Origin of the sequence: Actinobacillus ureae ATCC 25976 (assembly GCF_000188255.1) — a bacterium.
GTDB lineage: Bacteria > Pseudomonadota > Gammaproteobacteria > Enterobacterales > Pasteurellaceae > Actinobacillus > Actinobacillus ureae.
In genome coordinates this window covers 6965-19412 of record NZ_GL831080.1, presented here as the reverse complement: position 1 = coordinate 19412, position 12448 = coordinate 6965, and the positions used below count along the sequence as shown (strand labels likewise).

10 protein-coding genes and 4 pseudogenes are annotated in these 12448 nt (G+C 41.5%); 2 read left to right on the top strand and 12 right to left on the bottom strand.

The window, feature by feature from the left end; translation table 11 throughout:
• Positions 1 to 207: 207 nt before the first annotated feature.
• From HMPREF0027_RS00110 to HMPREF0027_RS00060, 11 genes and pseudogenes are all read right to left on the bottom strand, one after another.
• The gene (locus HMPREF0027_RS00110) at positions 208 to 684 is read right to left on the bottom strand and encodes a YchJ family protein (RefSeq protein WP_044024180.1); all 477 of its coding nucleotides are present in this window, start codon (positions 682 to 684) and stop codon (positions 208 to 210) included.
• Positions 685 to 822: 138 nt separating this feature from the next.
• Positions 823 to 1331: pseudogene (gene napF / locus HMPREF0027_RS00105) on the bottom strand (ferredoxin-type protein NapF).
• A 3-nt stretch (positions 1332 to 1334) separates the two neighbouring features.
• A pseudogene (gene dmsD / locus HMPREF0027_RS00100) lies at positions 1335 to 1940 on the bottom strand (Tat proofreading chaperone DmsD).
• 55 nt (positions 1941 to 1995) lie between these two features.
• A pseudogene (locus HMPREF0027_RS00095) lies at positions 1996 to 2253 on the bottom strand (DmsC/YnfH family molybdoenzyme membrane anchor subunit); the annotation flags it as partial.
• Positions 2243 to 2968 (bottom strand): annotated as a pseudogene (locus tag HMPREF0027_RS00090) (molybdopterin-dependent oxidoreductase); the annotation flags it as partial. The pseudogenes HMPREF0027_RS00090 and HMPREF0027_RS00095, both read right to left, overlap by 11 nt.
• 275 nt (positions 2969 to 3243) lie before the next feature.
• Positions 3244 to 4155 carry a ribokinase gene (rbsK, locus tag HMPREF0027_RS00085; protein ID WP_005620991.1) on the bottom strand — a complete coding sequence of 304 codons (912 nt, stop codon included), beginning with the start codon at positions 4153 to 4155 and terminating at the stop codon, positions 3244 to 3246.
• Between the two features lie 72 nt (positions 4156 to 4227).
• A complete protein-coding gene (gene rbsB / locus HMPREF0027_RS00080; RefSeq protein ID WP_005620989.1) occupies positions 4228 to 5100 on the bottom strand; it encodes a ribose ABC transporter substrate-binding protein RbsB in 873 nt (290 codons plus the stop codon).
• Between the two features lie 23 nt (positions 5101 to 5123).
• On the bottom strand, positions 5124 to 6083 hold the full coding sequence (gene rbsC, locus HMPREF0027_RS00075) for a ribose ABC transporter permease (protein ID WP_005620987.1): 960 nt from the start codon (positions 6081 to 6083) through the stop codon (positions 5124 to 5126).
• 52 nt (positions 6084 to 6135) lie between these two features.
• Positions 6136 to 7617 (bottom strand): ribose ABC transporter ATP-binding protein RbsA, encoded by a 1482-nt coding sequence (gene rbsA, locus HMPREF0027_RS00070; protein WP_005620985.1) that lies wholly within the window; start codon positions 7615 to 7617, stop codon positions 6136 to 6138.
• Positions 7618 to 7629: 12 nt separating this feature from the next.
• On the bottom strand, positions 7630 to 8049 hold the full coding sequence (rbsD, locus tag HMPREF0027_RS00065; RefSeq protein WP_044024176.1) for a D-ribose pyranase: 420 nt from the start codon (positions 8047 to 8049) through the stop codon (positions 7630 to 7632).
• Between the two features lie 120 nt (positions 8050 to 8169).
• Complete coding sequence (locus HMPREF0027_RS00060) at positions 8170 to 9159, bottom strand: substrate-binding domain-containing protein (protein ID WP_044024381.1); 990 nt, start codon at positions 9157 to 9159, stop codon at positions 8170 to 8172.
• Between the two features lie 118 nt (positions 9160 to 9277).
• Between HMPREF0027_RS00060 and gntR the strand changes: the two genes are divergently transcribed.
• A complete protein-coding gene (gntR, locus tag HMPREF0027_RS00055; RefSeq protein WP_005620979.1) occupies positions 9278 to 10276 on the top strand; it encodes a gluconate operon transcriptional repressor GntR in 999 nt (332 codons plus the stop codon).
• Positions 10277 to 10370: 94 nt separating this feature from the next.
• On the opposite strand, the gene HMPREF0027_RS00050 is transcribed toward gntR, so the two are convergent.
• Positions 10371 to 10883: a gluconokinase gene (locus HMPREF0027_RS00050; protein ID WP_005620977.1), complete on the bottom strand. Its 513-nt coding sequence runs from the start codon at positions 10881 to 10883 to the stop codon at positions 10371 to 10373.
• 177 nt (positions 10884 to 11060) lie between these two features.
• Between HMPREF0027_RS00050 and HMPREF0027_RS00045 the strand changes: the two genes are divergently transcribed.
• Positions 11061 to 12410, top strand: a complete 1350-nt coding sequence (locus HMPREF0027_RS00045) for a GntP family permease (protein ID WP_005620975.1) — start codon at positions 11061 to 11063, stop codon at positions 12408 to 12410.
• The last annotated feature ends 38 nt before the right edge of the window (positions 12411 to 12448 follow it).

The window sequence follows — 12448 nt, the reverse complement described above, 5'->3', positions numbered from 1 at the left end:
ATTTGTACCGTCAACTCATCTTGTTTTTCTTTCAGCTTTAATAAGCGTTCAATCAATTCGTGTTTCAGCGGCTTTTGTGTCATAATGAAAATCCCTATTGAGTTAAAATTTCAATAGGGATTTTAAGGTTTTTAATCGGTTAAATCTTTGTACAACTGCTACATAATACCGGAAATTTTGCAAAAAAATAACCGCTTGTAATCAAGACTAGACAAGATATGCGCCGCAACAATGTTTAAATTTTTTAGCCGAACCGCATACACAATTTTGCTTTTGCGAAGGCAGCGGCACCGTTGGGTCAACAAAATACCAGCGGTTATTTACTAACACAAACAGTGACAATTCGTGATGTGCTTCTACGCCGTTTTCTGTGTTAAATAGGGCTTTAAATTTTACTAAACTGTGAATTTTACTAATATTCGGCTTGTGAGAGAGAATTTCTAATCCCGCCCATTTGGTACTTTCACCCCACGCTTTCATCGCTGCCTGATCCAAAAATTTCTGCTGGCTAGGGACGGTGGTCTCCACAATATAATCAATATTGACCAGAGTATAAGCCGCATAGCGTGAACGCATTAACAGCTCCGCCGTTGCCGGATAAGCTTGCTTGAGATGAAACGGCTGGCAACATTCTACAGAATGCTTACCCGACTGACACGGACAAGCGGTTAAATTTTCTGACATTTTTGCATTCCTCTTTTTAGGCACGATATTGTAACGATGAACAAAATGAAACTCACGCAGAAAATCCGCACTAATATATTATATATTTTGCTGAACTTAGCTTTTATATTTGTGATCGAGAATAAAAGAGTAACGCATCTATTTTAAATTCAACGCAGCCATAAAGCAGGCTTGTTTACACTCTCCGCAACCGTTGCAGAGATCATTATTAATGGTAAGTTCAGATGAAATCGCTTGTTGAGGGCAACTTTGGATACAGTTATCACAAGATTGTCCTTTTGTTTGTAAGCAATCATTTGAGAATTGAGGGCGGAGTTCTGTATCTTTTTTAAAAGAGAGATGTAGTGCTTGAGTCGGGCAGCTTTCGGCACATTTGCCGCAGAGTGTACAAGCAGAGAAAGTTAAATCTAATACCGCTTGTTGTCGGCGAATATCAATAACCCCTACCGGGCAAACCATGACACATTTACCACAGCCGTCACAAGCCGCTTGGAATAAGTGTTCCTGTGCGGCAAAAGGCGGTCGATTTTCTGCTCTAATTGGGTTTTGATGAGCTTGCGTTTGGCGAAAAAACCGGTAAATAACTTCCGACGAGAAAAAACTCTCGGTGTAAGTTCAAGCGGTGGTAATTTGTTTTTGCCTAACATAGCCTAACGATAAAAAGAAACTTGAGGAACAATAATTGCTAACTGTTGTTGCCATCTTTTAAGGTTTGTTGGGCCAGTAACGCTAAACCTTGATAGAACGGAAAATCCGTTTGTTGAGCAACTAAATCGAAATAGTGAACTGCCCAAATCAACAGATGTTTACTCAAATATTCTGGCAGTAATTCAGGCTTACTTTCCGCAAGATAAGCGGCAAGTAATAACATTAAGCCAATATGATCTTCCGGCTCAGTTTCGTTCTGAGTTAACGCAATTTGGAGCTTGCGTAAAAAATTACGTAAATCTAATAACGAATTACCAAAAATAACTGATTCAGGATCAAGATAGACTGAACTCCATGGCGATGCGATCAATTGTTCCGGTCCAATAAAAAGACGCTGATATTGTTCGGACAAATCTTGTGTTAAACCTTGGGCAATTAACTGCTTAATTTGGGATTCATTTGGTTAATTCTCCCCATTCATTTTCCCAATTTTCTTGTTGGAAAAAATGCAAAGCCGACTGTACATTGTCATCGCCCGGTGCATAGTAGAATAACGAACCTAATAATCTTCCGCTGATAGAAATCCATTGTTGTAATTCGTTTTGCATTTTATTTTCCTTATTTATCTCATAACGGTGGGTTTCCCCACCATTATATTTTAGGTTATACCGCCATTCCTGAGGTCATATGTAAACCGTAGAATAATACTCGACCAATCATTTCAGCCGCTAACGTGATAAGTACGGCGAGTGAAAGTAACGGCAATGTTCTACCTTTTACAATCAATGCCGCTGCCACCGCTAACAAACAGAGACGTAACACTTGCATAATGGCAAAATCTGGTACTAAATTAACCGCTTGTTGTACCGAACTATGAATATGCGCTAATCCGAATGCTTGGTAAATAACCACCACCGCCACTCATGCGAGTTTCCGCTGGATTATTACCAAAAAGAACAATAAGTTTTGTGTTTTCAATATCAGCTAAACCATTACCTAATGCCCAACCACCGCCATAGGTGTAATCTAAACCTACCGCAATTTGTGCCGTACTATAATCACCATAATGATTTAAATAGCCACCGATACAATTCATCAAACGCGCAACTAAAGTTGAACCCGGCGGCCAAGATTTTGTTACGGTTCCACCTAATGTTCCCGTACCATAGTTGAGATAAATACTTTCATTACCGTATTTCTCAATATTTTTACGTAATGATTGTGCAATTTCCGTTAATGCTTCATCCCAAGAAATACGTTTAAATTTACCCTCGCCACGCTTACCTACACGTTTCATCGGATATTTCAAACGATCAGGATTATAAACACGACGGCGCATTGAACGACCGCGTAAACAAGCACGAACTTGATGATCAAGATTATAGGTTTCCGTACCGGTATTATCCGTTTCCACATATAAAATTTGATTATCTTTTACATGCATTCTCAATGGACAACGGCTACCACAGTTTACTGTACAGGTACTCCAAACCACTTTTTCATTTTGTGCTTGCCCAGTAACATTATCTTTTGTTTCGGCTTTAGCAACAAAAGGGAGATATATACCGCCGGATGCCGCTAATGCGGTCATACTTGCCGATGTTCCTTTTAGGAATCCACGTCTTGTAATTGACATATTCACTCCAGAAAAATTAAAAATAACTCAATAAAGGTATAACTTCATTCTATGGTTGTTTTGTAAAGAAGATAAAGTAACTTTACTTTTAAAGGGAATAAAAGCTGATAAGGATCAACAAGTTACGATAGTGATAATGATTTTTATAACGAGATTGATAGAAAGAGATAGAGGGTTAAAACTGGAGCGAACCAGCCATTTATGTAAAAAAACAAGCGGTCAACTTTTTGCAAGTTTCTACAAAAATTTGACCGTTTGTTAATTAAGTTAAACGATTAAACTAACTCTAATCGAGTAGGAATCGAACTTTGTGCGCCCATACGGGTGACGGAAATCGAAGAGGCTTTGTGTGCGAACATTACCGCATCTCGCATTGATTTGCCTTCTAATAAAGCAACCGCCAGTGCGCCGTTAAAGGTATCACCGGCGGCGGTGGTATCCACCGGTGTGACTTTAAAGCCGGCTATGATTTCACCGTTGCCGTTTTCACTTAAAAACGCCCCTTTCGACCCCAACGTAATTAACACGGTTTGAATACCTTTTTGATGAAACACATTCGCCGCTTGTTGGGCAGTTTGTTCATTGACCACTTGAACGCCTGTCAGTAAGGCGGTTTCGGTTTCATTTGGGGTAATCATATCGATATTCACCAAAATGTCGTCCGAGAGCGGTTGTGCCGGTGCCGGATTTAAAATCACTTGGGTGTGATGAGCTTTCGCAATTTTTAGCGCTTTTTCGACCGCTTGTAACGGCGTTTCCAGCTGAACCAGTAGGCAATCCGCACTTTCAATCGTGGCTTGATGTTGTGCCACCATGTTTTCATCTAAATTTGCATTCGCACCGGCGGAAATCACAATGCTGTTTTCGCCTGAATCTGCCACTTGAATCATTGCAATGCCGGTCATTTGATCAGCCACTTCAACAATGTGTTCGGGGTTAATACCGTCCTGCACAAAAGCTTGTTTCATTGCTCGTCCAATATCATCAGCACCGATACAAGCGATAAAATCCACATCAACTAATGATGTATCACGCACACGAGCTGCAGCCACCGCTTGATTAGCCCCTTTGCCACCATAAGCGATGTGATAATTACCGCCTTTCAGCGTTTCGCCCGCTTTCGGGAAATAAGGAACTCGAATAACATGATCCGCATTTACGCTGCCCAACACACAAAGTTTTTTCATAATTACCCCAAACCGACTTCAAACAAACCTAGCGATGCCGGAACCGTCAAAATAACGATTCCGGAGCCAAAATTACTGACTAATTACTTTTAACGGCACTGGAATTTTCGCTTCAACTTTTTCGCCTTTAAGCAATTTATCCGCTGTTTCCACACCTAATTCACCGATTTTATCCGGTTGTTGTGCGATAGTTGCAGCCAGTTTTCCGCCTTTTACCGCTTTTACTGCATCGTCCGTACCGTCAAAGCCGACAACGATAATATCTTTACCAGCCGCTTTAATCGCACGTAATGCACCTAATGCCATTTCGTCATTTTGTGCAAATACCGCTTTTGCCGCACCGTGACTTGCCAGCAAGTTTTCGGTTACGTTTAAACCTTTGGTACGGTCAAAATCCGCCGGTTGGCTAGCCAATACTTCAAATTGGTTTGCCGCTACCGCTTGTTTAAAGCCTTCACCACGTTCTCGAGCCGCTGATGTGCCGGCGATACCCTCTAATTGAATAACCTTAGCATTTTTACCGACTTTCTCCGCGATAAAATCGCCCGCCATTTTACCGCCGGCAACGTTATCAGATGCAATGTGGCTCACCACTTCACCTTTATTCGCACCACGGTCTAAAGTGATTACAGGAATATTTTTCTTATTCGCAATCGCCACCGCATTACCAACCGCTTCCGAATCTGTCGGGTTGATGAGTAATACCTTCGCACCACGCACCGTGAGATCTTCCACGTTCGCTAATTCTTTTGCCGGGTCATTTTGGGAATCTAACACCACTAATTTGTAACCGAGGTCTTTGGCTTTTTTCTCCGCACCTTCTTTTAAGGTAACGAAGAACGGGTTATCCAGCGTAGAAACCGCTAACGCTAATGTGTCTTGTGCCATTGCTTTTGCACCGAATATCAAACCTAATGCAAGAGCTAAAGAAGTTAATTTTTTCATAGGAATATCCTTTTGAGAGTAGGTTACGCTTTTTTACGGCCAAGGAAGTTATCCAAAATAACCGCTGCTAAAATTACTAACGCTTTTGCGACAAGCTGATAGTAAGAGTCAATATCTAATAAATTTAACGCATTGCTGAGGAAGCCGATAATTAACGCACCGATTAAGGTGCCGATAATACGACCTTTACCGCCCATTAAACTGGTTCCGCCGACCACAACCGCCGCAATTGCATCAAGTTCATAACCTGTGCCTGCTGTTGGCTGTGCTGAACCTAAACGAGAGGTGACAATTAAACCTGCAAGTGCCGCTAACACGCCGCTGACCGCAAACACAAACAGTTTGATTTTATTCACGTTGATACCGGAAAGAGCGGTTGCCGATTCGTTACCACCAAGCGCATAAATATAACGACCGATACGGGTTTGAGTCAGAATAAACCAACCGATAGCAAATAAGATAAACATTAACCAAACCGGCACCGGTACACCGAATAACTCACCAGTACCAATCTCGGCAAAGTAATCGGCATTATCAGAAAAACCGGTAGAAATCGGACGACCTTCCATATAAATCATCGTGACGCCACGTAATAACAACATAGTGATTAACGTTGCCATAAATGCCTGTACTTTACCGAAGGCGACTAACGCACCGTTTAATAAACCGATTGCCGCACCGAGTAATAATACCGCTGGAACGACTAAGTAAATCGAGAGTTCTAAACCGATTAAGGTTACCGCTACCGCTCCGGTTAGTGCTAAAATCGAACCGACCGAAAGGTCAATGCCGGCAATTAAAATCACAAACGTCATACCGATTGCGATAATCGCATTTACCGACGTTTGGCGGAGGATATTCAGTAAGTTATCGACACTAAAAAAATTCGGATTTAAAAATGACACTACTGCAATTAATGCGAGTAATGCAATGATCGAACGTTGTTCTATTAGGAATTTTTTTAGATTAAATGCTTTGTTCATATTGATTCCTTTTGCAAAATTCTTGCTAAATTTGACCGCTTAAAAATCTCAACTATTTGCCGATTGCCGCCGCTAATAATTTTTCTTGAGTAGCTTCCATGCGAGAAAACTCACCACGAATAGTACCTTCTCGCATCACAATTATGCGATCGGACATCCCTAATACTTCCGGCATATCACTTGAAACTAAAATAATGCTTAACCCTTCCGCTTTAAATTTATTGATTAGTTGGTAAATTTCTTTTTTCGCCCCAACGTCCACACCTCGAGTCGGCTCATCTAAGATCAACACGTTTGGGCGAGTCATTAAACCTTTGGCAATCGCCACTTTTTGCTGATTACCACCGGATAATTCGCCGATAATCTTATCCGGACTTGGGGTTTTAATATTAAATAGATCGATAAAATCCATCACGGTCATTTTTTCTTTTTCGTGGTTAATGCGTCCCCAATTCGATAAATATTCCAAAGCGGTCAACGACATATTTTCTTTGACCGACATACCTAAAATTAAGCCGTCACCTTTACGGTCTTCCGAAATATAGACAATACCGTTATTTAAGCCGTCTTGGCTGGAGCGGTTATCAATCGTTTTGCCGTCTAATAGCACTTCGCCGGCGGTTTTCGGTAATGCGCCGCACAATACCTTCATCAGCTCGGTACGCCCTGCGCCCATCAAACCGGAAACACCTAAAATTTCGCCTTTATGCAATTCAAACGAAACGTTATTCACACCGCTACCCGATAAGTTTTTCACTGACAAACAAACCTCGCCGATCGGATTATTAATATGTGGATATTGATCTTCTAACTTACGTCCAACCATCATCTCAATTAAACGATCTTCGTTTAAATCCTCCACCGTACTTTCACCGATAAATTGACCGTCACGCAATACGGTTACATCATCACAAATTTGGAAGATCTCTTTTAAACGGTGGGAGATATAAACAATGCCTCGTCCTTCCGCTTTGAGTTCTCGAATTACACTAAACAATGCTTCGGTTTCGGTATCGGTCAGCGCATCGGTCGGTTCGTCCATCACAATCACCTGTGATTCAAAACTTAAGGCTTTGGCAATTTCCACCATTTGTAATTCGCCAATTGATAATTCGTTTGCCGCTTGACGACTGGAATGTTTTACCCCGAGACGCGCCAACAAGCGGTCGGATTCCTCATACATTTTGCGCCAATCAATACCGCCCCAAGCATTGGTAAATTCACGCCCGAGGAAGATATTTTCCGCAATCGACAAGTTACCTAAAATATTTAGTTCTTGATGAATAATGCTTAAACCGGCTTCTTGCGAGGCTTTTGGATTGGCAAAGCTGACTGCTTTACCTAGGTATTCAATCGTACCGGCATCACGCTGATAAATACCGGTCAGAATTTTCATCAGTGTCGATTTGCCCGCGCCGTTCTCGCCCATTAGCGCCATCGCTCTGCCCGCATATACATTTAAACAGGCATTTTTTAACGCTTGCACGCCTGGAAAGGCTTTATCAATTCCACTGATTTTCAACAAGGTTTTCATAGTTTCCTCGCTCTAGAACGGTACGCCCGAGTAAAGAATCACATTAGCATACGGCGAACATTCGCCGGTACGTACCACCGCTTTCGCTTGATTACTACGTTGCTTAAATTCACTGTGCGCGACATATTCAATCTCCATGCGGCGCCCCTGTTTTTGCTCAAGCTCATCGATAATTTCAATTAATTGTTGTTCAATTGCCGGATTAAATTGTTTGATCTCTTCCGCCAATAAAATACGTTCGACAAAGAATTCTGTTAACACCACTTCTAAGGTAGATAAAAAACTTGGCACACCTTTAGTTAGGGCTAAATCAACACATTGTTGTTCAGAAGGAATCGGCAAGCCGGCGTCACAAATGGTTAAGCCGTCCGTATGTCCAAGACTGGCAATCACACCGGAAAGTTGTGCATTTAATACCGCTGTTTTTTTCATATTTCCTCCTTTTAGGTTACTTTTTATTTTATCGAAACGTTTCGATGAATAAAAAATAGAAAAAATCACGAAAAAAAGCAAACGCTTCTTGTCGGATTTGAGAGGTCTATCACAAATTTTTTAAAAAGAACGGCGAACAACTAATTCTGGGGTAAGTTCGATTTCTTGATAGGCTTTATCCGGCTGATGAATACGGGCGATTAACTGTTCCACCGCATTTTTCGCCAAACGGGCTTTAGGTTGATGAATCGTAGAAAGCGGCGGAGCGAGATATTGTGCTAATTCGATATTATCGTAACCGATCACCGCAATATCTTGTGGAATACGCAAACCGGCTTGCCAAGCGGCTTGATATACTCCGATTGCAATGCTATCGCTCATAGCAAAAATCGCTTGAGGGCGAGCGTTTAGCGCTAATAATCGGCTTGCACATTCCAAACCGGCTTGATAATCAAAATGACCTTCAGCAATCCATTCCGGATAAATTTGCAAATTTGCCTCTAAAATAGCCCGCTTATAGCCTTGTAAACGATTTAAAGTGTGGGATTTCGATTGCTCGCCGGTAATTACCGCAATCTCGCTATAGCCGGCATCAATTAACGCTTTTGTCGCAAGATAACCACCTAATTCTGAATTTTCATGCACTTTGTCCGCTTTTAGCGCCTGTTGCCACCAGTCAATCACCACCATCGGTAATTGAATATTTGCCATCACGCCTTCATCTAAATCTTGCGGCTCGGAACACATCAATAATAAGCCGTCCACTTGTTTGCGTAACAAGCGGGCTAAATGTTGTTCCAAATTGGTACTGTTACCGTCAGTATTGACCAAAATTAAATGATAGTTATGTTGCTCACAATAACGTTCAACATGACGCACTACTTCCGCAAAAAATGGGTTACTGCTGGTGGTGACTAACATACCGATTGTGTTGGTTTCTTTTACTTTTAGGCTGCGAGCCACCAATGAAGGCGTATAATTGAGTTCCGCCACCACTTTTTCGATCCGCTGACGAATTTCGTCACTCACAAAACGTGAGTTATTAATCACGTGGGAGACGGTGGAAGTGGAAACGCCCGCAATACGAGCAATATCTTTCATTGTTGCCATAAAATTGCCTTCATTGAGTTTAAATTTTGCTAAAATCTTACCGCTTGTTATTTTGCAAATAAAACATAAAATCATACTTTCCGTTAAAATAGCGACACACTTCACAAAAATTAACCCTATGAGCAAACATAAACGCCCTACTTTACAAGATATTGCCGAACATTTAGGCATTACCAAAATGACGATTAGTCGCTATTTACGCAATCCGGCTTCAGTGGCGGAAGAGACCGGTAAACGAATCGCCGTTGCGATTGAACAATTCGGATATATTCCGAATCGTGCGCCGGATATTCTGTCCAATGCCAAGAGCAAAGCGCTCGGCGTGTTGCTGCCGTCTTTAACCAATCAGGTATTTGCCGATGTGTTAAAAGGGATTGAAAATGTAACCGATGCCGCCGGTTATCAAACCATGCTCGCTCACTATGGCTATAGCGAACAAAAAGAAGAACAGCGTATTGAATCACTCCTTTCTTATCATGTGGACGGATTGATCTTATCGGAAAATCACCACAGTGAGCGTACGCTCAAAATGTTAAGTATCGCAAAAATCCCCGTGATTGAGATTATGGATACCAGTGAAAAAGGGCAACAACAAGCGGTTGGTTTTGACAATATTTTTGCTGCTCAAGCTATGGTTGAAACCATGATCAAACGTGGTTGCCGCCAAGTGGTTTATTTTTCGGCAAGAATGGATAAACGTACTCGTTTAAAAATGCGTGGTTACGAACTCGGCATGCAAAAGCATAAACTAACGCCTTACACTATTGCAACAGAAGAATCCTCTTCATTTACGTTAGGTGCTCGTCAATTACACATTGCGTTAGAAAAATATCCGAATATCGACGGTATTTTCTGCACCAATGACGATTTGGCGATTGGCGCACTGTTCGAATGTCAACGCCTAGGCATTAAAGTGCCGCAACAAATTGCAATTGCAGGCTTTCACGGACACGATATTGGTCAATCGATTACCCCACAATTGGCGAGCGTGATTACCCCTCGATTTGAAATCGGCAAAGTTGCTGCCGAACAATTATTAAGCCGTCTAAATGGCGGTAATATTCAAGATGAAGTCATCAATCTTGGCTATAAAATTCATATTGGAGAAACGATTTAAACGAGAAAAAAGCGGTCAAATTTTGCAAAAAATTGGCAGAAAATGACCACTTGTTCTACTCAACATTCCGTCCTATTTAATCCCGTTCTCTTTATCACTGTGCTTGAATTGCCTGTACGCACAGTTGCACTACATCTTCAAAACTGCCACTAATATCAATCGAAATCACATCTGGTTCGTCCGCTTGCGGAATTTCTAACGTATCAAACTGGCTTTTCAGCATATCGGTTTTCATAAAATGACCTTTACGCTTTTTCATACGCTCTAAAATAAGTTCAAACGAACCGTGCAAATGAATAAATTTTACCTTTTGATTACCTTGACGGATTTGATCTCGATATTTCTTTTTCAACGCCGAACAAACAATAATTCCGATTTCATTTTTTTGTTCTAAGCTAAATGCAGCATCATTAATTCGTTCCAACCACGGGAAACGAGCCTCGTCATTAAGCGGTTGTCCCAGCCCCATCTTGAGGATATTTGCTCTCGGGTGCAGATCATCTCCATCAATCAATTTAATGCCTAAACGACGAGCCACTTCACTGCCTATTGTGGTTTTACCGGTACTTGATACCCCCATTAAAATAAAACTTTGACCTGACTTCATTTGAGCTTCCTCCTATTTACTTCCAACATAACAGATTTTTTTGCTCAATATTACAGGTAACATTAAAAATTGTGACGCATATCTCAAATTTAAAATTAATTCTAACAATCTATTTACATCGCAAACGATTAAATTTATGTTACCAGTAACAATTAAATTCTTCTGTTCGAGGTTCTTATGTTAATTTTCATTATGGCAGTAGCGATCATCGCGCTATTGGTATTGATCATAAAATTCAAAGTACATGCGTTTGTCGCATTGCTGATTGTTAGTTTATTAACCGCACTGGCCGCAGGTATTCCAGTCGATAAAATCCTGCCGACCTTATTAACCGGCTTCGGAAACACACTAGCTTCCGTGGCGTTATTAGTCGGTTTAGGGGCGATGATTGGTCGTTTACTGGAAATTACCGGCGGGGCAAAAGTATTAGCTGATACGCTGATCAATAAATTCGGTGAACAAAAAGCTCCGTTTGCCTTAGGTGTAGCAGCATTACTCTTCGGTTTCCCGATTTTCTTTGATGCCGGCTTAGTGGTGATGTTACCGATTGTATTTAGCGTAGCAAAACAATTCGGCGGTTCGGTAGTACGTTATGCGTTTCCGGTTGCCGGTGCGTTTGCGGTGATGCACGCTTTTCTACCGCCACATCCTGGCCCGGTCGCTTCCGGTGATTTACTTGGTGTGAATATGGGGCTAATGGTGATTGTCGGTTTAATCTGTGCCATTCCAACTTGGTATATTGGTACTTACCTCTTCAGTATGTTTATCAGTAAACGTATCCATGTAGAATTACCGAAAGCATTTTTAAATGCGGCGGCGATCAGCGAAACTTCTGTACAAGTTCCGCCTTCATTTAGACGTGTTCTCTTTATTTTAGTATTACCGATCTTCTTAATTTTATTTGATACCGGCTTAAATGCGTTAAGTGTGGCTAAAGCGATTGACGGTTCTGAACTTTGGGTACAAAGCCTACGTTTAATCGGTAAAACGCCGGTGGCATTATTAATCACTTTATTACTGGCGATTATGTTATTACGTGGCGAACGTAGCTACGAACAAATCGAAAGTTTATGTAATAATGCATTAGGCCCTATTTGTTCGATTATTTTGGTAACCGGTGCGGGCGGTATGTTTGGCGGTGTTTTACGTGCCAGTGGTATCGGCGATGTCTTATCTTCAATGCTCTCGGATACCGGTATGCCGATTATTGTGGCGGCATTTATTATTGCGGTGGCGATGCGTGTCGCACAAGGTTCAGCAACTGTAGCATTAACCACTGCAGCGGCATTAATTGCACCAAGTGTTGCCGCTTCAACCGATTTAAGTCAATTTGACCTTTGCTTTATCGTGATTGCAATTGCTTCCGGTGCGACAGTACTTTCTCACGTGAATGACTCCGGTTTCTGGCTAATGAGCCGCTTCCTAGAAATGGATACCAAAACCACATTAAAAACCTGGACGGCATTAGAAACCTCCATTGGTGTAGTCGGTTTTATCATAGCTCTGATCGGTAGTATTTTGCTTTAAAAATCACAAGCCCTTTGTTGCGATCTGACCCCAAGAAG